This is a genomic window from Corynebacterium bovis DSM 20582 = CIP 54.80 (assembly GCF_030408615.1).
GTDB lineage: Bacteria > Actinomycetota > Actinomycetes > Mycobacteriales > Mycobacteriaceae > Corynebacterium > Corynebacterium bovis.
In genome coordinates, this window is the sequence record NZ_CP047187.1 from 626,150 (window position 1) to 647,225 (window position 21,076).

At 73.7% G+C, this 21,076-nt stretch carries 15 protein-coding genes and 1 pseudogene; 11 read left to right on the plus strand and 5 right to left on the minus strand.

From position 1 onward, the window contains the following. Positions 1-146: 146 nt before the first annotated feature. Complete coding sequence (locus tag CBOVI_RS02435; protein WP_010270856.1) at positions 147-2,369, minus strand: NADP-dependent isocitrate dehydrogenase; 2,223 nt, start codon at positions 2,367-2,369, stop codon at positions 147-149. A 508-nt stretch (positions 2,370-2,877) separates the two neighbouring features. On the opposite strand from CBOVI_RS02435, the gene CBOVI_RS02440 reads away from it, so the two are divergent. The 4 genes from CBOVI_RS02440 to yhjD all read left to right on the plus strand — a co-directional run bounded on the left by CBOVI_RS02440 (position 2,878) and on the right by yhjD (position 7,608). Next, positions 2,878-4,053 carry an MFS transporter gene (locus CBOVI_RS02440; protein ID WP_010274635.1) on the plus strand — a complete coding sequence of 392 codons (1,176 nt, stop codon included), beginning with the start codon at positions 2,878-2,880 and terminating at the stop codon, positions 4,051-4,053. A 10-nt stretch (positions 4,054-4,063) separates the two neighbouring features. Continuing rightward, positions 4,064-5,053: an exodeoxyribonuclease III gene (locus tag CBOVI_RS02445; protein ID WP_125186244.1), complete on the plus strand. Its 990-nt coding sequence runs from the start codon at positions 4,064-4,066 to the stop codon at positions 5,051-5,053. Between the two features lie 94 nt (positions 5,054-5,147). After that, on the plus strand, positions 5,148-6,245 hold the full coding sequence (trpS, locus tag CBOVI_RS02450) for a tryptophan--tRNA ligase (protein ID WP_010271356.1): 1,098 nt from the start codon (positions 5,148-5,150) through the stop codon (positions 6,243-6,245). Between the two features lie 274 nt (positions 6,246-6,519). After that, positions 6,520-7,608 (plus strand): inner membrane protein YhjD, encoded by a 1,089-nt coding sequence (gene yhjD / locus CBOVI_RS02455; protein WP_010270953.1) that lies wholly within the window; start codon positions 6,520-6,522, stop codon positions 7,606-7,608. Positions 7,609-7,700: 92 nt separating this feature from the next. On the opposite strand, the gene CBOVI_RS02460 is transcribed toward yhjD, so the two are convergent. Further along, entirely contained in the window at positions 7,701-9,272 is a 1,572-nt protein-coding gene (locus tag CBOVI_RS02460) for a D-alanyl-D-alanine carboxypeptidase family protein (protein WP_183273647.1), read from the minus strand. 235 nt (positions 9,273-9,507) lie between these two features. On the opposite strand from CBOVI_RS02460, the gene CBOVI_RS02465 reads away from it, so the two are divergent. From CBOVI_RS02465 to CBOVI_RS02485, 5 genes and pseudogenes are all read left to right on the plus strand, one after another. Then, positions 9,508-10,875 (plus strand): adenosine deaminase, encoded by a 1,368-nt coding sequence (locus CBOVI_RS02465; protein ID WP_010272321.1) that lies wholly within the window; start codon positions 9,508-9,510, stop codon positions 10,873-10,875. Positions 10,876-11,242: 367 nt separating this feature from the next. Continuing rightward, a complete protein-coding gene (locus tag CBOVI_RS02470) occupies positions 11,243-12,277 on the plus strand; it encodes a substrate-binding domain-containing protein (protein WP_029157977.1) in 1,035 nt (344 codons plus the stop codon). A 155-nt stretch (positions 12,278-12,432) separates the two neighbouring features. Next, positions 12,433-13,411 (plus strand): annotated as a pseudogene (locus CBOVI_RS02475) (ABC transporter permease). Positions 13,412-13,485: 74 nt separating this feature from the next. After that, positions 13,486-14,253, plus strand: a complete 768-nt coding sequence (locus CBOVI_RS02480; RefSeq protein ID WP_029157978.1) for an ATP-binding cassette domain-containing protein — start codon at positions 13,486-13,488, stop codon at positions 14,251-14,253. Positions 14,254-14,660: 407 nt separating this feature from the next. Beyond that, the gene (locus tag CBOVI_RS02485) at positions 14,661-16,253 is read left to right on the plus strand and encodes a hypothetical protein (protein ID WP_125186345.1); all 1,593 of its coding nucleotides are present in this window, start codon (positions 14,661-14,663) and stop codon (positions 16,251-16,253) included. 191 nt (positions 16,254-16,444) lie between these two features. Here the strand turns inward: CBOVI_RS02485 and CBOVI_RS02490 are convergent, their stop codons facing one another. The 3 genes from CBOVI_RS02490 to CBOVI_RS02500 form a co-directional block, all read right to left on the minus strand. Next, on the minus strand, positions 16,445-16,684 hold the full coding sequence (locus CBOVI_RS02490; protein WP_198485150.1) for a hypothetical protein: 240 nt from the start codon (positions 16,682-16,684) through the stop codon (positions 16,445-16,447). A 234-nt stretch (positions 16,685-16,918) separates the two neighbouring features. Then, positions 16,919-17,497 (minus strand): hypothetical protein, encoded by a 579-nt coding sequence (locus CBOVI_RS02495; protein ID WP_010267156.1) that lies wholly within the window; start codon positions 17,495-17,497, stop codon positions 16,919-16,921. Positions 17,498-17,738: 241 nt separating this feature from the next. Beyond that, a complete protein-coding gene (locus CBOVI_RS02500) occupies positions 17,739-18,932 on the minus strand; it encodes a hypothetical protein (RefSeq protein WP_010267158.1) in 1,194 nt (397 codons plus the stop codon). 187 nt (positions 18,933-19,119) lie between these two features. Here CBOVI_RS02500 and CBOVI_RS02505 point away from each other — a divergent pair, with 187 nt between their 5' ends. After that, positions 19,120-19,812, plus strand: a complete 693-nt coding sequence (locus tag CBOVI_RS02505; RefSeq protein WP_232625809.1) for a hypothetical protein — start codon at positions 19,120-19,122, stop codon at positions 19,810-19,812. A 228-nt stretch (positions 19,813-20,040) separates the two neighbouring features. Further along, positions 20,041-21,021: a hypothetical protein gene (locus CBOVI_RS02510; protein ID WP_125187155.1), complete on the plus strand. Its 981-nt coding sequence runs from the start codon at positions 20,041-20,043 to the stop codon at positions 21,019-21,021. Positions 21,022-21,076: the final 55 nt, after the last annotated feature.

Sequence of the window (21,076 nt, forward strand, 5' to 3'; positions counted from 1 at the left end):
AACGGGGGTAGACAGAGCGGTTTATTTCGGGGGTCGAACGGTCACCGCGGGGCGGGCGGTCCCGGCGGGTCCGGGCGCGGCGACCCGGTGCGGGCCGGCGGCCGTCCGGACACCCGGCGGCGGTGCCGCCCGCCGCGCGGGTGGTCTCAGCGGTTGGCGTTGAGACCGTCGACGATGCGCGTGAACGTCGCCGACGGGCGCATGACCGCCGTGACCTTCTCCTCGTCCGGCCAGTAGTAGCCGCCGAGGTCGGCCGGGGAGCCCTGGACGTCGAGCAGTTCGCGGGTGATCGTGTCCTCCGCCTCCTCGAGCTGCTCGGCGACCGGGGTGAAGATCTCCGCGAGCTCGCGGTCCTCGGTCTGGTCGGCCAGCTCACGGGCCCAGTACATCGTGAGGTAGAAGTGGCCGCCGCGGTTGTCGATCTCGCCGACCTTCCGGGACGGCGACCGGCCCTCGTTGAGGACCTTCTCCGTCGCCCGGTCGAGCGCGTCACCGAGGATCGGCGTGCGCGGGTTGTCGTCGGTCTCCGCGAGCTTGCGCAGCGACTCCGCGAGGGCGAGGTACTCGCCGAGCGAGTCCCACCGCAGGTGGTTCTCCTCCTGGAGCTGCTGGACGTGCTTCGGGGCGGACCCGCCCGCACCCGTCTCGAACAGGCCGCCGCCGGCGATGAGCGGGACGATGGACAGCATCTTCGCCGACGTGCCGAGCTCCATGATGGGGAAGAGGTCGGTGAGGTAGTCACGCAGGACGTTGCCCGTGACGGAGATCGTGTTCTCGCCGGCGCGGATCCGGTCGACGGACAGCCGGCACGCCTCGACCGGGCTCATGATGCGGATGTCCAGGCCGTCGGTGTCGTGGTCGCCGAGGGCGTCCTCGACGCGGGCCTGCACGTTCCGGTCGTGGGCGCGCTCCGGGTCGAGCCAGAACACGGTCGGCCAGCCGGTCTCGCGGGCCCGGTTGACGGCGAGCTTGACCCAGTCGCGGACCGGGACGTCCTTGGTCTGGCAGGCGCGCCAGATGTCGCCCTCCTCGACCTCGTGCTCCATGAGGACCTCCCCGGCGCGGTTGAGGACCTGCACGCGGCCGGCGTGGGGGATGGTGAAGGTCTTGTCGTGGGAGCCGTACTCCTCGGCCTTCTGCGCCATGAGGCCGACGTTCGGGACCGTGCCCATCGTCGTCGGGTCGAAGGCGCCGTTCGCGCGGCAGTCGTCGATGACGACCTGGTAGATCCCGGCGTAGGAGGAGTCCGGGATGACCGCGAGGGTGTCCTCGGTCTCGTCGTCGCGGTTCCACATCTTCCCGGAGTTGCGGATCATCGCGGGCATGGAGGCGTCGACGATGACGTCGGAGGGCACGTGGAGGTTCGTGATCCCCTTTTGCGAGTTCACGTAGGCGAGCTTCGCGCCGTCGGCCAGCGCGGCGTCGAACGCCTCCCGGATCTCCGCACCGCGCTCGAGGCCGTCGAGCCCGTCGAGGATCGCGGCGAGACCGTTCTCCCCGGTGAGCCCCGCGGCGGTGAGCTCGTCACCGTAGGTGGCGAAGACGTCGGCGAAGTACGCGCGGACGGCGTGGCCGAAGATCACCGGGTCGGAGACCTTCATCATCGTCGCCTTGAGGTGCACGGAGAACAGCACGTCCTCCGCCTTCGCGCGGGAGACCTGGGCGCGGAGGAAGGAGTCCAGCGCGGCGGCGCGGAGGACCGTCGCGTCGACGATCTCGCCCTCCTCGACCGGCAGCGGGTCCCGCAGCTGCTCGGTCCGCCCGTCGGCGGTGACGAGCTGGATCGTCAGCTCGTCGGCGGCCGGCAGGACGACGGACTTCTCGTTGTGGCGGAAGTCGTCCGCCTCCATCGTCGCGACGTTCGTCAGCGAGTCGGACGACCAGGCGCCCATGGAGTGCGGGTGCTTCCGGGCGAAGTTCTTCACGGCCTGCGGGGCGCGGCGGTCCGAGTTGCCCTCGCGGAGGACCGGGTTGACGGCCGAGCCCTTCACCGAGTCGTACCGCGCGCGGGCGTCGCGCTCCTCGTCCGACGACGGCTCGTCCGGGTACTCCGGCAGGGCGTACCCGGCGGCGCGCAGCTCGGCGACGGCGGCCTTGAGCTGCGGGAGGGAGGCGGAGATGTTCGGCAGCTTGACGATGTTCGCGTCGGGGGACCCGGTGAGCTCACCGAGCTCGGCGAGGGCGTCGTTCACCCGCTGCTCCTCCGGGAGCAGGTCGTTGAACGCCGCGAGGATGCGCGCCGCCAGCGAGATGTCGCGCGTCTCCACCTCGACCCCGGACGTCGACGCGAACGCCTCGACGATGGGCTTGAGCGAGTACGTCGCCATGAGCGGCGCTTCATCGGTGCGGGTGTAGATGATCTTGGCCATGGGCCGGATTCTCCCAACGTTGGTGACTTGGTGTGTGACACATGTGCGGCGGTCGGGAGTGCCGACCGCGGGCAGGTGCGGGTCAACCTGTGGTGGACCTGTGTCTTCGGTTGTACGGGGACTGTGCTGTGACTGTCCTCTGACGGCCCCGGGCCTCCCACCGGTACGGGGCGCCTGCACCCACAGAATACGTCAGACCTCCGGCGCGCGGGCGGCGAGGGCCGGGCCCGACCGCACCGGACGCACCGGTCGGCGTCGGGCCCCCGGGACCGCGCCCCGCGCCGGGCGGGCCGACTGGACTGCGGGCCGCCCCACGGGGACAATCGCGACTGCACCGCAGCACTCCACCGACCCGGACCGGGCCACAGCACCGCAGCACCGCAGCACCGCAGCACCGCAGCACCACAGCACCGCACCGACCCGGACCCCAGCACCCACCGACCCAGGAAGGGACCCCGTGACCTCACCCGCCTTCGCCCGCCGACGCCCGGTGCCCCGTCAGACGGAGATGGGGTCGCGCCGCCGGACCATCGCCACCCTGGCGCTCGCCCTCGGCGGCTTCGGCATCGGCACGACGGAGTTCGTCGCGATGGGGCTGCTCAACCTCATCGCCGGGGACTTCGGCATCTCCGAGGGGGAGGCCGGGCACGTCATCACCGCGTACGCGCTCGGGGTCGTCGTCGGCGCGCCGCTCATCACGACGCTCACCGGCCGCATCCCCCGCCGCCGGGTCATCATCCTGCTCATGGTGGCCTTCACCGTCGGCAACGGGCTCAGCGTCTTCGCCGGCAGCTACGGGATGCTCATGGTCGCCCGGTTCATCGCCGCGCTGCCGCACGGGGCGTACTTCGCGGTCTCGGCGCTCATCGCCGCGTCGATGGCCCCGGAGGGCCGACGCGGCGCGGCGATCGCGCAGGTCAACCTCGGCCTGTCGGTGGCGACGGTCGTCGGCGTGCCGGTCGCCCAGTGGCTCGGCCAGACCTTCGGGTGGAACACCGCCTTCGCGCTCGTGGCCCTCATCGGGGTGGCGACGCTCATCGGCCTGTGGATCTCCCTGCCGCACATGACGAGCATGCCCGTCACCGCGGCCCGCACGGAACTCGGGGCGCTGACGAACCCGCAGGTCATGCTCACGCTGCTGCTCGGCACGGTCGGCTTCGGCGGCATGTTCGCCGTGTACTCGTACATCTCGTGGACGATGACGGACCGCGCCGGGTTCCCCGCGGACCTCATGTGGCTCGTCCTCATGGTCTACGGCGTCGGCATGGTCGCCGGCACGTGGCTCGGCGGCCGCATCTCGGACCGGAACGTCGAGTTCGGGATCCTCGGCGCCCTCGTGACGCTCATCGTCATCCTCCTCGCCTTCACCGTGACCTCGCGGTACGCGCTGCCCGCGATCGTGAACTTCGGGCTCATCGGCATGACCGGCTCGATCCTCGTGCCGAACCTCCAGGCCCGGCTCATGGACGTCGCCGGTGACGCGCAGAACCTCGCCGGGTCGATGAACCAGTCCGCCCTCAACCTCGCCAACGCCGGGGGCGCGGCCGTCGGCGGCGCGGTCATCAACGCCGGGTACGGGTACGCCGCCCCGGCGTTCGCGGGCGCCGGCATGGCGGTGTGCGCCATCGTCGTGTGGGTGCCGACGTACCTCCTCCGGCGTCGGCAGCTCCGGGCCGTCTCGTAGACTCTCCCGCATGAGTTCCCCCGTCACCGTCGCCACCGTCAACGTCAACGGCATCCGCGCCGCCGCGAAGCACCGCAACGAGCGCAACCACGGCATCCTGCCCTGGTTGGAGGAGACGCCGGCGGACGTCGTCCTCCTCCAGGAGGTGCGCGCGACCCCGGAGCAGACCCGGCAGGCCCTCGCCCCCGCCCTCGACCCCGACGACGGCGCGGGGTGGACCCTCGTCCAGGCGGAGGCCGCGGCGAAGGGCCGGGCCGGGGTCGCGGTCCTCTCCCGCCACGGGATCGACGACGTGCGCGTCGGCTTCGGGGAGGAGGAGTTCGACGACGCCGGCCGCTACATCGAGGCCGTCACCGCGGGGGTGCGCGTCGCCTCCCTGTACCTGCCCTCCGGCGCCGCCGGGACGGAGAAGCAGGACGAGAAGTACCGCTTCCTCGAGGCCTTCGGCCCGTACCTCCGCGACCGGTCCCGGGAGTGCGCGGCCGCGGGCGAGGGGATGGTCGTCGGCGGGGACTGGAACATCTGCCACCGGCGGGAGGACCTGCGCAACTGGCGTCCGAACCGGACGAAGGCGGGGTTCCTCCCGGACGAGCGCGCGTTCATGGACTGGCTCGTCGGGCCCGGTCCCGACGGAACCACCCAGATCGGTGACGAGACCGACGCCGGCCGCACCGGCAACCCGGCGGGCGCCCCGGGGGCCTTCGCCGGGGCCGTCGGGTACACCCCGGGCGACCGCGCGGCCGCCCGCCTCGCCGACGGGCCGGCGACGGACGCCGGGTGGGTCGACGTCGTCCGGGCGCTCCACCCCGACGAGGAGGGGCCGTTCTCCTGGTGGACGTGGCGCGGCAAGGCCTTCGACACGGGCGCCGGCTGGCGCATCGACTACCAGATGGCGACCCCGGACCTCGCCGCCCGGGCGCAGCGGGCGTGGGTCGACCGCGCCGAGGCCTACGACCTGCGGTGGAGCGACCACTCGCCGGTGCTCGTCGAGTACCGGTAGCCGCAGCCCGGGGGACGCGGCACCCGGGCGCGGGCCCGCGCGGGGGCGGGGTCCGCGGCGCGGGCCGTCCGCGGGCTGGGTAAGGTGATCGACCATGAGCGAGCAGGAGCAGACGAGCGGTCAGGACAACGGCGGAGCGGAGTCGGGGGAGGCCCGGGGCGCCGCGCGTGACGGGGGGACGACGCAGCGCGTCGTCTCCGGCCTCCAGCCGACGAGCGACTCCTACCACCTGGGCAACTACCTCGGCGCGGTGAAGCAGTTCATCGACCTCCAGGACACCTACGACACCTTCTACTTCATCCCGGACATGCACGCGATCACCGTGCCCGGCTACGACCCCGCCCAGCTGCGGGAACGCACCCTCGCCGGGGTGGCGCAGCTGCTCGCCCTCGGCATCGACCCGGACCGGTCCACGCTCTTCGTCCAGTCCCACGTGCCCGAGCACGCCCAGCTGTCCTGGGTGCTCCAGTGCATCACCGGCGACGGCGAGGCCCGCCGGATGACCCAGTTCAAGGACAAGTCCGCGAAGCAGGGGGCGGACAACACGACCTCCGGCCTCTACGCCTACCCGATGCTCATGGCCGCGGACATCCTGCTCTACCGGCCGCACCTCGTGCCCGTCGGCGAGGACCAGCGCCAGCACCTGGAGCTCACCCGGAACCTCGCCGAGCGGTTCAACAGCCGCTACCGCCGGACGTTCGTCGTCCCCGAGGGCTTCATCCCCGAGGGTGCGGCGAAGATCTACGACCTCCAGGACCCGACGTCGAAGATGTCGAAGTCCGGCTCCAACCCCAAGGGCATCATCAACCTGCTCGACGACCCGCGCACGTCCGCGAAGAAGATCCGCTCCGCCGTGACGGACAACGACGGCGAGATCCGCTTCGACCGGGACGCCAAGCCGGGGGTGTCCAACCTGCTCGCCATCCAGGCGGCGCTCACCGGGCGCACGATCGACGAGGTCGTCGACGGCTACGCCGCCTCGGGGGCCGGGTACGGGGCGCTGAAGTCGGACACCGCCGAGGCGCTCGAGGCGTTCACCACGCCGCTGCGGGCCAGGTTCGACGACTACATGTCCGACCGCGGGCAGCTCGAGCGCGTGCTCGCCGACGGGGCCGAGCGGGCGCGGGGGATCGCCGCGCGGACCGTCGCGGACGTGTACCGGGCCGTCGGGTTCCTCGCGCCCGGGGCGTAGCGCGCGGGGCGGGGCCGGCGGGGGCCGGGCCGGCGGGGCGGGGGCTGCGGCGTGGGGCGGCGTCGGGACCCTGCCGCGCGGGTCGGGTGGGGCGTGGCGGGGGCTGCGGCGTGGGGCGGCGTCGGGACCCTCCCGGAGTGTGCCCCCGGGGCGACCGTCCGGTCCTCCGTGTACGGTGTGTACCTGATTGACGAGCCGGGACCCTGACCCCGGCCACAGCCGGACACCACCCCGCCGCGCGCGAGCCCGGCGGGTCCCCTCACGAGGAGAACACATGGCCACGACGACGGAGCCCGACCGGACCCGCCTGGACGACCACGGCATCGAACGCGCCCACGGGGACGACCCCGGGGCCGTCGCCCGCTACCGGGAGCGCTGGCCGTGGTTCGACCACCTCATGCGCATGAACGAACGCTACGGCGACCAGGGCGGCAACCAGTACGCCGCCGGGATCACGTACTTCTCCGTCATGACGCTGTTCCCCCTGCTCATGGTCGCCTTCGCCGTCGCGGCGATGGTGCTCGCCGGGAACCAGCAGCTGCTCGACAAGATCCTCGACACCGTGCGGGACTCCGGCGACGGGCAGCTCGGGGAGGTGCTCTCCGACATCATCAACCAGGCGATCGACCAGCGCACCGGCGTCTTCTCCATCGGTCTGCTCCTCGCGCTGTGGACCGGGCTCGGCTGGATGGGCAACCTCCGCATGGGCGTCTCCGCCGTGTGGAAGGTGCCGGGCAAGCCGGCGAACTTCCTCACCGGGAAGCTGCGCGACTTCATCGGGCTCGTCGGGCTGCTCGTGGCGCTCATCATCGCGTTCGCGATCACCGCGTTCGGCGGGTCGGGCTTCACCGGTGACCTGCTCGACCACATGGGGCTCGGCGACGTGCCGGGGATCCGCTTCCTCACGTGGCTCATCGCGCTCGTCGTGGCGCTGCTGGCGAACTGGGTGGTGTTCTTCTGGATGCTGCTCTACCTGCCGCGCACGCACGTGCCCCGCCGGTCCGCGGCGAAGGCGGCGGTCATCGGCGCCGTGGCCTTCGAGGTGTTCAAGCAGTTCGCGACGGTCTTCTTCTCCAACGCGACGAGCAACCCGGCGGGCGCGACGTTCGGCCCGATCATCGGCGTCATGGTGCTGCTCTACTTCGTGTGGCGCATCGTGCTGTACTGCTCCGCGTGGGCGGCGACGACGCCGGAGTCCCTGGAGCAGCTGACGCCCGAGGCCCCGCCGGCGGCGGTCATCCGGGTGCGCCAGGAGGTGCGCACCGGCGCGTCCGACGTCGGGCGGGCCGGGCTCATCGGCGCGGGCGCGGCGCTGGGTGTCGTGCTCGGCGGTGTCGTCGGGACGGTGTTCCGGCGGAAGTAGCCGCGGGGCGGGCGCGCGGTGACCCGGCGCTGCCGGTCGGTGACATCTGCGGGCGCGGGGTGCTCGTGATGTGCGTGAGTGGCAGTGCGGGGTCAAAATCGGGGCGTTTTTTGACCTGGCGCTGCCAGTGGGTGACATGTGCGGGTGCTGGGTGACCCGGCGCTGCCAGTGGGGGACCGCCGCGGGGTGAGCGGGGCGTCGGCGGGTGCGTCAGCGGGAGCGGCGCCGGCCGCTGCGCCACACGAGCGCCCCGAACGCCGCGATGACCAGCACGATCCCCACGATCCACAGCCAGCGACCGACGGGCCCGCCCGACAGGCGGCCGTCGGACGCGCCGGCGGAGGCCGCGGTGGTGGCTCCGTCGGCACCCTCCCGGACCCGGACCCGTCGGCCGCGGCCCCGGCCGACGCGGACGCCGACGCCCCGCCGTCACGCTGCGCCTTCGCGTTCGCCGCGGTCTTCTCCAGCGATCCGACGCTCGCCCGGGGGTCCGCCGCGAACCCGGCGTCGAGCAGCGCCGCCGCCTGCTGCCACGGCCGCCCCGCCGCGACGGTGCCGTTGAGCATCATCACGCCGAGCGTCCGCCCGTCGCGCTCCGCGGCGGCGCTGAACGTGTGCCGCGCGTTGTCGGTGAACCCGGTCTTGCCGCCGATGGTGCCGGGGTACGCGGCGAGGAGTTCGTTGTCGGTGGACAGCTGGTAGCCGGGGTGGTCCTCGTAGCCGGGGAAGTCGACGAGCCGCGTCCCCACGAGCTCCCGGAAGTCCTTGTCGCGGAACGCCGCGCGGTAGAACAGGCTCATGTCCGCGGCGGTGGTCTGCACGCCCGGCGCGTCGAGCCCCATGACGGTCGTGATCCGCGTCGACGCCGCGCCGAGGGAGTCGGCGAGCTCCTGCATCCGCCGGATGGTGCGCTCCTCCCCGCCCATGGCCTCGGCCAGCGCGAGCGCGGCGTCGTTCCCCGACCGCATGATGAGCCCCTCGAGCAGCTGGCGGGCGGTGTACCGGCCGGTCGCGCCGAGGCCCACGGCGGAGCCGTCGACGGTGAGGGCCTTCTCCGGGACGGGCACGACCTGGTCCGGCCGGAGGTCCTTCAGGGCGAGCATGGTGAGCAGGACCTTGATCGTCGACGCGGGCCGGTAGAGGCTCTCGGCGTCCTTCGCGGCGAGGACCTCGCCGGTGTCGACGTCGTAGACCGTCCACGCGCCGGTGGACAGCCGGTCGGGGACGTCGAAGCCCGCGCCCGCGACGGTGTCGCACGAGTTCAGCCGGCCGTCGCCGGGCGCGGGGTCCGGCACGGGCTTCGGCGGCGGGGGTGTCGTCCCGGGAGGGGGAGTCTCCGACGCGTCGAACGCCGGCGGCGGGGCCTGGCGGAAGGGGCAGCTGTGCGTGTCGAGGAACCTGTCCGGCGGCAGCGGCGCGCCGGGGGCGACGGTGAGCGGCAGCCAGTCGCCGCGCGCCACCCCGTTGAGCCCGACGTCGGGGGAGTCCGGGCCCGGCACCGCCTGGGCGAGCTGCATCGTCGCCCCGGCCGGCGCGGCGGGCGACCCCGGGAGGGTGTCCGCGGGGCCGGTGACCGCCCCGGCGGGCGCGCACGCCAGGGCTGCGACGGTCGCGCAGACGAGAGTCGTGGCCGTGGGTCGGTGGAGGGCGTGGAGGCTCGGCACCCGGACAGTGTAGCGTGCAGCCCGGACAGGAGGGGGAGCCGCCGGGGAGCGCACCCCACCCCGCTCCCGGACGCCGGGGGTCGCCGGGGGAGGGGGTCGACGCCGCCACCGGCCGCGCGGGCCGGTCCCCCCACCGGTCACGCGCCGGGGGCCCGGCGGCGCGGGCGACCCGACGCCACCCGCCGCCACCCGCCGCGCGGGCCGCTGTCCGGGGTGCGGACTAGGGTGGGGCCTCATGAGTGATCACGACGTCATCGCCTCCCTGCCCAAGGTCGTCCTCCACGACCACCTCGACGGCGGCCTCCGCCCCGCGACGATCATCGACATCGCCCGCGAGACCGGGTACGACGGGCTGCCCACGACGGACCCGGACGAGCTCGAGACGTGGTTCTTCGACGCCGCGAACTCCGGTGACCTGCCGACGTACCTCACCACCTTCGACCACACCACCGCGGTCATGCAGACCCGCGAGGCCCTCGTCCGCGTCACCCGCGAGGCCGTCGAGGACCTCGCCGCGGACGGCGTGTGCTACGCCGAGCTGCGCTATGCCCCGGAGCAGCACCTCCGCAACGGGCTGACCCTGCAGGAGGTCGTCGAGGCCACCGTCGAGGGCGTGAAGGAGGGGGAGCGGGCCGTCGCTGAACGCGGCGGGCGGATCCACGCGCGGCTGCTGCTGTGCGCCATGCGTCACGCGGACCGGGCGGCGGAGATCGCGCAGCTCACCGTGGACAACCACGGGGAGCACACCCCGGGGGAGGGGTACGTCGTCGGCTTCGACATCGCCGGGGCGGAGGACGGCTTCCCCCCGGAGAACCACCGCGAGGCCTTCCGCATCCTCCGCGAGAACCTCGTGCCCTTCACGGTCCACGCCGGTGAGGCGGCGGGCGTGGAGTCCATCGCGGGGGCGCTCGCCCAGGGCGCGCGGCGCATCGGCCACGGCGTGCGGATCTACGAGGACTTCGAGGCGACGATGGGCGGCATCGAGCTGGGCCGCACGGCGTCGTACGTCCGGGACAACCAGGTGCCGCTGGAGGTGTGCCCGACGTCGAACACCCAGACCGGGGTGTGTGACACGGTCGCCGACCACCCGTTCAACCTGCTCTACGACACGGGGTTCACGCTCACCGTCAACACGGACAACCGGCTGGTCTCCGGGTGCACGATGACGTCCGAGATGATCGCGCTGCAGGAGAACTTCGACCTGGAGTACTGGCAGCTGCTGGAGTTCACGACGAACGCCCTCGACGTCGCCTTCTGCCCGCAGCCGCTGCGCCTGGAGCTGGAGCAGCAGGTCATCTACCCGGCGTACGCGGCGTTCGGGGAGCAGCTCGGCGGCGAGGGTGTCGAGGTCGACGGCGTGGAGACCCTCTCCGGGGCGGGGGACGACGCCCCCCTCGGCGGTCACGGGGGAGGGTTCGCCGGGGTGCTCGGCCTGCACGGTCACGGCGGCCCGGGGGCCGGCGGGCACGGTCACGGTGACGGGGTCGACGAGATGTCGATGGACCGGCTCAAGGCCGAGCTGGAGGAGCTGGGGCTCAGTCTCGACGACGAGGCCGACGAGGCCGACGGGGCCGACGGGCCCGACGGCGGAACGGACGCCTGAGCGCGCGGACGCGTCGCGCGGGTGCATCGCGCGGCGGGTGCCTGACCACGCGGGTGCGCGCCGCGCGGAGGGCGCGGGTGTGTGCTGGTGCGGACGCGGGTGTGCGGTGGCGCGGGGGCGCGGCGGGGGAGCCGGGCGCCCGGGATGCTGCAGGTCAGACCTTCTGAATCGGTAAACCCGCAGGTCAGCCGGTTTGACGGGGAGGGTCCGGCCACGTTGACTCGTCGGGGTGAACACAGAACACGACAGTGGGACGCGCCGGCGCGGGCTGCGCGGCGACGGGGGCGGCGACCGGCACGGCACCGGCAGCGGGTTGCGCGGCCACCGCGGCGCGGGGCGCACCCGGACCGGGCGGGCGTGGCGGACGGTGCTGGCGTTGGGCGGCGTCGTCACCCTCGGAGCGTGCTCCGCGACCGGCGGAGCCCCCCGGTCGACCCCCGGCGGCGAGGGCGGCGGGACGGTCGACACCCCCCGCATGACCGTGGCGATGGTGAGCCACGGCGCCCCCGGCGACACGTTCTGGGACCTCGTGCGCAAGGGCGCGGAGGACGCCGCGCGGAAGGACAACGTCGAGCTGCGGTACAGCTCCGACCCGCAGGCCCCGAACCAGGCGAACCTCGTGCAGAACGCCGTGGACTCGCGGGTCGACGGCATCGCCGTGACCATGCCCACGCCCGACGCGATCGGCCCCGCGGTGCAGCGCGCCGTCGACGCGGGGGTGACCGTCGTGGGCCTCAACGCGGGCATGGACCAGTACCGGCGCTACGGGATGAGCGGCTGCTTCGGCCAGGAGGAGGGGGTCGCCGGTGAGCAGGCCGGTCGACGCCTCGCCGCCGACGGGGCGACGAAGGCCCTGTGCGTCATCCACGAACAGGGCAACTCCAGCCAGGAGGCGCGGTGCGCGGGCCTGCGCAAAGGCCTCGCCGCCGGGGCCGGGGAGCGCGCGACCGGCGGGAACGGGAACGGGGGCGGCGCCTCCGGGGGCAGCAGGGCCGGCGGCACCGTGGAGACCCTCTACGTCAACGGCCAGGACCTCACCGCGGTCCAGTCCACGGTCCAGGCGAAGCCCGCCCAGGACCGGGGCATCGACTGGGTCGTGGGGCTCGTCGCGCCGGTCGCCCTCACCGCCGTCAGCGCGGCACGGGACGCGGGCTCGTCGGCGAAGATCGCGACGTTCGACACGAACGCCGAGCTCGTCGCCGCGATCCGCAAGGGTGACGTGCAGTGGGCCGTCGACCAGCAGCCGTACCTCCAGGGGTACCTGGCGGTCGACGCGCTGTGGCTCGCCCGGCGCAACGGCTCCACCGTCGGCGGCGGGCGGCCCGTGTACACCGGGCCGTCGTTCGTCGACGCCGACACGGTGGACACCATCGCCGACGCCGCGAAGGAGGGGCTGCGGTGACCCCCGCCGACACCACGCCCGACGTGCCCGACGTGCCGGACGCGCCGGACGCACACGACACCGCGGGGACCGCGCGCGCCGCCGCGCCGGACGCACCCGCCGCCACCCCCGCCACGGGCGACGACCGGCTCCGCGCGAGCACCGGCCTCGCCCGCCTGACCCGCCGCCCGGAACTCGCGTCCCTCGTCGGCGCGGTCCTGATCTTCGCCCTGTTCATGGTGGTCGCGCCGTCGTTCCGCTCCGCGGACGCGATGGCCACCGTCCTGTACGCCAGCTCCACGATGGGCATCATGGCCGTGGCCGTCGGGCTGCTCATGATCGGCGACGAGTTCGACCTCTCGTCCGGCGTCGCCGTGACGACCGCCGCCCTCGCCGCGACGATGCTCAACTACAACCTCCACCTGAACACCTGGGTCGGCTCGCTGGGTGCGCTCGTCGTCTCCCTGGCGATCGGGGCCCTCAACGGGTGGCTCGTGACCCGCACCGGGATCCCCAGCTTCCTCATCACGCTCAGCGCGTTCCTCATGCTCCAGGGGCTGAACCTCGCGGTGACGAAGCTGGTCACGGGGCAGGTCGCCACCCCCCGTCCTCTCCGACATGGAGGGGTTCCCCACCGCCCACGCGGTGTTCGCCGGGTCGTTCGACGTCGCCGGCGTGCAGGTCCGGGCGACGGTCCTGTGGTGGATCGGCGCCGTCGTCCTCGCGACGTGGGTGCTCCACCGCACGCGCCTCGGGAACTGGATCTTCGCCGTGGGCGGCAACCCGGACGCCGCGCGAGCGGTCGGCGTGCCCGTGACGAGGGTGAAGATCATCCTGTTCATGACGGTGGGCTTCGCCGCGTGGTTCGTCGGCCAGCACACCCTGTACATGTTCGACAGCATCCAGGCCGGCCAGGGCGTCGGCAACGAGTTCCTGTACATCATCGCGGCGGTCATCGGCGGCTGCGCGCTGACCGGTGGGCGGGGCACGGCGGTCGGCACGGCCGTCGGCGCGCTGATCTTCGGCATGACCAACCAGGGCATCGTGTACGCCGGGTGGAACCCGGACTGGTTCAAGTTCTTCCTCGGGGCGATGCTGCTGTTCGCCGTGCTGACGAACACGTCGTTCTCCCGGCTCACGGAGGGTCGCCGGTGACCGCGGGGGAGGGCACGGCCCGGGTCGGTGGGACGACGCCCCCACCCGCCGCGCCGGGTGCGGGTGGCGGGCCGGTGCCGCCGGTCGTCGAGTTGCGGTCGGTGTCGAAGAGCTTCGGGAGGTACGACGCCCTGCGTGACGTCTCCCTGTCCGTCCCCGCGGGGACCGTGACGTGTGTGCTGGGCGACAACGGCGCGGGCAAGTCGACGCTGATCCGGACGCTGTCCGGGCTGCACCGGCCGACGTCCGGGGAGATCCTCGTCGACGGGGAGCCGGTCCGGTTCCGGGGGCCGCGCGACGCCATCGACGCGGGCATCGCCACGGTCCACCAGGATCTCGCCGTGGTGGGGCAGATGTCGGTGTGGCGGAACTTCTTCCTCGGCCAGGAGCTCACCGGCCGGACGGGCACCCTGCGTCAGCGGGAGATGCGCCGGGTGACCGCCGGGGCCCTCCGGGAGATGGGCATCGACCTGGCGGACGTGGACGTCCCCGTCGGGTCCCTGTCGGGTGGGCAGCGACAGGTGGTCGCGATCGCGCGGGCCGTGCACTTCGGTGCGCGGGTCGTCATTCTCGACGAGCCCACCGCCGCTCTCGGCGTGAAGCAGTCCGGCATGGTGCTGCGGTTCGTCGCGGCGGCGCGGGAGCGGGGGATCGGCGTGGTCCTCATCACGCACAACCCGCACCACGCGTACCTCGTCGGTGACCGGTTCCTGTTGCTCAACATGGGTCGGGTGGTGCTCGACGCCGCGTACGGCGACGTGTCGCTGGAACAGCTGACCCTGGAGATGGCCGGGGGCGGCGAGCTCGACGCGTTGAGCCACGAGCTGCGCGCCGGGCGGTGAGCTCGACGCGTTGAGCCACGAGCTGCGCGCGGGGCGGTGAGCTGCGCGCCGGGCGGTGACCGCCCCGCGCCCTCGTGACCGTCCCATGGATCGGTGATGCGCGCTACTGGCAGTGCGCGGTCAAAAATGGCCCGTTTTTTGACCTGGGGCTGCCAGTCGCCGACACGGGCGTGCGCGCGGTGACCCGGGACTGCCGGTCGCTGACACGGGTGGGCGCTCAACCGGGCGGGGACGGTGAGGCGGCCCGCCGGGGAGTTCTCCCCGAGTTTCTGTTACAGGGCGTCAGAAACGGGGTAGCATCTGTCGTGCCCGCGTGCCCGGACCCCGGAGAGCGTGCGACGTGACGTGGCACGCAGTGACACCACGCGCGGGTCAGCGACGACACGTGACACGAGGTGAACCGGAGAATGAGTGGAGACGAGTGGGGCCGCCGGCGGCCGACCCCGGAGGACCGACCCGAGGACCGGGGCCGCGCGGACGGCTGGGGAACCGGGGACAGGCCCGGACCGGCGGACACGCCCGGACCTGCGACGACCCCGCGACAGGGGGACACGGCCGGACCCGACGACAGCTGGGGCAGCGCGGACGCGTGGGGCGGCGGGGCCCGGAAGGGTGCGTCCACCGGCGGCACCCCGGCCCCGTCCGGCGGGAGCGCGGGTGACGACGACGGGACACGGCTCATCCGTCGGAATGCGCCGACGCCGGATGACGACGACACGGCGCTGATCCGCCGGAATGCGTCGAACTCGGGCGACGACGGGACGCGGCTCATCCGCCGGAACGCACCGACGCCGGACGACGACGAGACGACGTTGATCCGTCGGAATGCGCCGACGCCGGACGACGACGAGACGACGCTGATCCGCCGGAACGCGTCGACCCCCGGCGACGTGGACCCGCAGGAGACGACCCGTCTCCCCGTCAACCCGCCTGCCGCGTACGGTGCGGGCACCCCGTACCCCGCCCGCGCCGAATCCTCCGCCCCGTACGCGACCCCCGCGACCCCGGCGGCAACCGCGGCAACCGCCACCCCCGCATCCGCCACCGCCACCGCCGGAACCGCACCCCGGTCCCGGCGGAAGGGCAGGGTCATCGCGTCGGTGGCCGGCGTCGTCGTCCTCGTCGCCGCGGCCGCGGGTGTCGGGTGGTTCGTGTGGGGCCCGGGGACGGGGCCCGACGCCTCCTTCTCCGCGGCGGCGACCACGTCAGCGTCGACGTCGGCGTCGGCGTCGGCAGCGTCGGCGGCGTCGTCGTCGACCTCCGCCCCGGACACGACCACCGCCGCACCCCCGGCCCCCTCCGAGCCCGCACCCCCGCCCGCCGCACCGGCGCAGGCGCAGGGTGAGTGCTCCGTCGACGCGATCCAGCGGGACCTCGGGATGCGGGAGCTCGACGCGATCTCGTCCTGCGACGGGGCGTGGGCGAGGGCCGGTCAGAGCCGCACCGATCTCGTGGTGCTCGCGCACTGGGTCGACGGTCGGTGGGAGAAGTTCACCCCGGACGGGACCACCTTCACCGGTTTCGCCTGCTACAGCCCGGAGCGGCTCGACGCCGAGGCCGTGCCGGAGACCGTGAGGTCGTCCCTCACCGTCTGCAGCGACGAGGGGCAGGCGCCCCCGGCGAAGGCGACGCCCGGGTCCGGCGGGAACCGTGGTGGTGACGGCCGGTTCGTCGGCACCGTGCAGACCTCCCGCGGCGCGGTGTCCGCGACCGGGCCGGCGTGCGACGGGCGGAACATCCTCATCGTGAACTCCGTCGTCGAGCAGCCCGGGGTCGACACGGCGGGTGCGATCTCGCGCGCGCTGGACGCCACCCCGGGCAGCGAGTACACCTACCCCGGCCAGTGCCCGTCGCTGCGCGGGCAGCTCAACGGCAACAACATCTACCCGGTCTACCTCGACTTCGGCGGCGACCGGGCGGCCATGTGCGCCGCCAAGGCGCAGCAGGGCGGCAACGCCCGCACGCTGAACACCCGGGGCGACTTCGCCGACCCCTGCTGAGGGGGTCGCTGCCGGGGGTCGCTGCCGGGGGCGCCTGCTGAGGGGGGGACGACGCTGCGACACGGGGCCGACGCCTGCCGACCGGGGGCCGACGCCGCGCCCCCGCCCCCGCGCCGGTGACGCCCCCGCCCCCCGCGCCGGTGACCCCCGCGCCGGTTACGCGTCGGCCCCCGCCCCCGCCCCCGCGCCGGTCACGGCAGCGGCGGCATCGGCGGCAGGATCGGCGCCGGCGGCAGCGCGGGCGGCGCGGACAGCGCCGGCGCCGCCGGCACACCCGGCACCGCCAGGGACTCGGGGAGGGCGTCGATGAGCGGGGCGGTGGCCGTCGTCACCGCATCGGCGGCCCCGCGACCGGCGTCGGCGGAGCCCGGGACCCCGGCCCCGGCGGCGGCGATCGCGTCCGCCGCGGCCGTGACCGCGTCCTGCACCACCGGCCGCACCGGGATCCCGGGCACCCCGCCCGGCACACCCCCGGCCGCGGGCCCCGCACCCTGCCCCGGGAACGCCGCGAGGACGTCCCCGGTCAGCTGCTCGGCGGGGCCGTACGTCGCGGCGGCGACGGAGAAGTCCGGGCCGAAGGACGCCGAGGCGTGGAGGCTCCGCCGGTCGTCGGACCACCCCCACTTCGTGCCGGTGACGCCGGGGAGAACGGCCGTGCCGTAGTCCTAGTGGTAGCCGTCCGCGGCGACCGGGGAGGCCGTCGCCAGCGCCGTGAGCACCGGGTCGGTCATGTTCTGCCGCTTCTTCGCCTCCAGGTAGCGCACGCTGTCCGCCGTGGACGTCGTGGAGTTGCCCCAGTGCGCGGCGGCGCGGGTGTCGGTGAGGCCGTACGCCGCGGCGGTGTCGGTGATGCTCTGCGGGTACTTCGCGTAGAGGCGGGAGGCGGTGGCGTCGTCGGAGAAGCGCAGCATCTGCGTCGCCGCGTCCCGGTCCGCCGGGTCGCCGTGGGTGAACACGTAGTCCGCGATGTACATCTTGACCAGCGACAACGCGGGCCGGGACTCGTGTTCGTTCGCCGTCCCGGCGTGGAAGCCGGTGGGGGTGTGCTCCACGGTGATCTGCGTCCGCGGCGGCGCCGCGACGGTCCCGGAGGGGTTGAGGGCCGGCTGGGGTGCGGCGAGGGCGGTCCCGGGGACGACGAGCACCCCCACGGCGGCGACGACCGGGGCGGTGAGCAGCGCCGGACGGTGCGCCCGGTGGGCGGGTCGGCGGCGGGTCGTGCGGGTGAGTGAGTGGCGTCCCATCGGGGATCCTTTCTGTGCCCGTGTGGGCGGGCGTCGGTGTACCGGTGTACCAGGGGGGCCGGGGCCCGGGGCGGCCGGGCGTCGTGGTGCCCGGGCGGGCGGACGGCGGGCCCCGGGGGCCCGGGGACCACGGGGAACCCGGGGAACCCGGCACTTACGGACATACGGGGAATAACAGTCAGGGTAACGCCCGGGGCGCCCGAGTAGCACATGAGGTGCGTCGGGCCGCCCGGATGTCCCCTCAGATGCGGGTCTTCCAGATCCACCTCATGTTGTCGGACGAATCGCGCGTGTAGGAGGCGTTCCGGGACAGTCCGCCGACGGCGACGGGCACGTCGATGGTGCGGAACGTCGTGATCGTCGTGCAGCTCCGGCCCTGTGCCGTCAGCCCCGGACGGACCGTCTCGTCGCCGACGGGGTTCCAGGACAGGTCGACCGAGTCCGGTTTTTCCCCGGGAAGCTGGATGACGAGCTGCGGCGGGTACCAGTTGTTGTCCCGGACCCCCTCGCCGAGGGTGAACGTGGCCGCGAAGCACAGTTCCGTGCCCTTCTCCGTCCGCGTCGCGGACATCTCGGTCAGGTCGAACGTGCTGTCCCGCGACTCCAGGAAGTTGACGGTCTCCTTCGACGGCTGGTCCTTGGCGTCGGTGAGGTGCTTCTGCCACGTGGCGTCGTCCAGCCGGAAGGTCGGCGGGGTGATGCGGAGGTTCCGGGGCCGCTCGACCGTGAACTTTCCGCCGCCCTGTTTCGCGCTGTTCGCGGCGGCGATCCAGTCCCGTTGGGCGGTGAGGTCCTGCAGGAACCGGGCGGCCGGGTCGATGGCGTCGCACGGCCCGGTGGTCTCGACGTACGTGGGAGCGAGGTTCCCGGTGGCTCCCCAGTACTGGCACACCTTGGCGCCCCTTGAGCGGGTCGTGCTCCTCCGCTTCCACGTCGACAGGTCCGGGTCCTGGGGCGACGAGTCGTCGGAGTCGTAGCGGTAGCCCTTCCCGGAGACCTTGATCCTCACGGCCGCCTCCGGCCCGTCGTCGCCGGACCGGACGTAGCCCTCGCACGTCTCCCCGTCCTTGGACACCTTGACGTCGTGGATGCCCATCGCCGCGTAGGCGTCGTCGCCGAAGTTGCAGTCCTGGAGGAACCCGGCCCCGATGAAGTGGCTCATCGTCTCCTCGTCGCTCCAGCCGAGGGGGCCGGTCGGCTTCTCCTCGGTCACCTTCCGGACCACGACGAAGGCCAGCGCCGCGACGACGACGGCCGCGAGGACCGCCGCGACGAGCGCGATGACGCGCTTCTGCCGGCCGGTGACGGTGATGGTGGCCGTCGTCCCGCCGCGGGACGATCCGCCGGGTCCGCCGCCGGCGCTGTCACGCCGGGTGGGGGGAGTTCCCCACCCGTCGGACGGGGTCGGTCCACCAGGGGGGAGAGTCTGAGGCATGTCGGTCCTTTCTGTGTGCATTCTGACCGCGGGATGGCAGAATCATGCGTGGACTATATTCGTGCTCGGATTAAGAACGCGGTTTTCTCGGGGACACGTCCCCGTCGGCGCTGAACGGCGCCACAGACCGCAGACGCTCGAGGAGGCTGATGTGACGGTGTCGGGGAGCGACGCACCGAGACTGATCGTGGACGACCTCTCGGGGACGCGCGTCGTCCTCGCGCCGGGTGAGGACCTCACCGTCGGCAGGATGGGTCGTGTCGTCGTCGGGGAGGACGACGCCCACATGCACCGGGTGCTCCTGGTGTTCTGGTCCGCCGACGGGGTCTGGTGGATGGGGAACGAGGGCACCCGCCTCACGGTCTCTGTGGAGACCCGGGGCGAGAGGTCGATCAGCCAGTCGCGGCTCGGGCCCGGGGCGTCGCTCCCGCTGCCCCCGGGTGAGTCCGCGGTCGTGTTCGCCACCGCCACCAGCGCGTACGAGATCCGCGTCGCCGTGACCGGCCGCGGGGTGCAGGCGCCGGAGCCCGTGGTCGTGGGCGGGCGTCCGACCGTGGGGACGTTCTCCCCGAACCTCGACCAGGTTGCGCTGCTCACGGCGCTCGTCGAACCCCTCCTCCGGCTCCCGGCGGCGGACGTGACGGAGGTCCCGTCCGTCGCCCAGCTCGAGGACCGCCTGGGGTGGACGAAGAAGAAGGTCAACACGAAGATCGACTACCTCTGCCGGACCCTCGACGCCAACGGTGTGCCCGGGTTCTCCACCCCGGAGGGCAACGCGCCGACGCGACGCCTCGCCCTCGCCCGGTTCGCCCTGGAGAACTTCTGGTCGCTGGGGCTCGGCCGGTCGACGACGTGGGGGCCGCTGAAGACGATCCGGTGACCGGCCCGTGGCGGACGGCGACGGCCCCGGCCGGACCGCGCGGCCACCGGCCCTGACAGGTCGGACCGCAGCTGTCCAGCCGTCCGGGGACCGGTCCCCGTCCGGCGGCGGCCCGGGGTGTGACGGCGCATAACGTTGCCGGGTGATCCCCGCCGCCGGGACACCGGATTCATCACGGCCGCGGACGACCCGCGGGACATGCACGATGAACAGATCAGGAGAATCACGATGAACGACGGAGGATGGGGTCGCCGGCCCGGTGAGCCCCGGCGGCCGTCCGACACCGCCGGCGGGGACGCCTCACAGTGGCCCGCCGGCCCGCGGGACCGGACCGGTGGTCCGGAGGGGGCCCGGGCCCCCGACCCCCGGTCGGCCGGGACGACGGAGACGGACCAGACCGCGCAGCTGGACCTCCGGCAGTGGGGGGCCGCCGGGTCTTCCGGGGCCGGCGGGTCGCAGGACGCCGCCGGCTGGCAGGACGACGCCGGGTCTACCTGGGCCGCCGGCTCCGGCGGATGGCAGGACGCCGCCGGGTCCGCCGGGTCGGCCGGCTGGCAGGACGCACCCGCCGCCCCCGCGGAACCGCGGCGACGGCGGGGCGGCGCGGTCATCGCCGGCGTCGTGGTGGTGCTCGTCGCCGCCGTGGCCGGCGGCCTCGCCGCCTGGCAGCCGTGGAAGACCGACCCGGCGGGGGCGGCAGCACCGTCCCCGCAGTTCACCACCACCCCCGACCGTCCGACGACGGACCGGTCGGCCCGGGATGAGACGCCCCCGACGCAGCGGGTTCCGTCGGCCCCCACCCCGGGAACCCCGTCACCGCCCCGCCGGGAGACCCCCACCCCACGACCCGTCCCCCCGGCGACCCCGGACCCCGGCCCCCTGCCGGCCGGGCTCACCGACCACGGGTGGACGGGAAGCCCCGGGGCGTCCTGCAACGCCTCGGACACCTGGGTCTTCGCGGCACGCGGCAGTGAATCGCAGGTCGTCGTCTGCCGCGTCGGCGACGCCGGCGGCCTGTACTACCGCGGCGAGTTCCGCGGGGGACAGGCCGAACACGACATCGCGGCCTCCGGGTCCGGCGGAACGTGGTGGCGCACCGAACCCGAGGGCGGGATGACCATCACCGTCACCCCGGACGGCCTGAGCGTCGACCGCGTGGACGGGGGAACCGTCACCACCTCGTCGTTCACCGAGCACAGGCAACGGTGACCGACGACCCACCACCCCGGACCCCCACACGTCCGGGGTGCAGCACAGGCGCTAC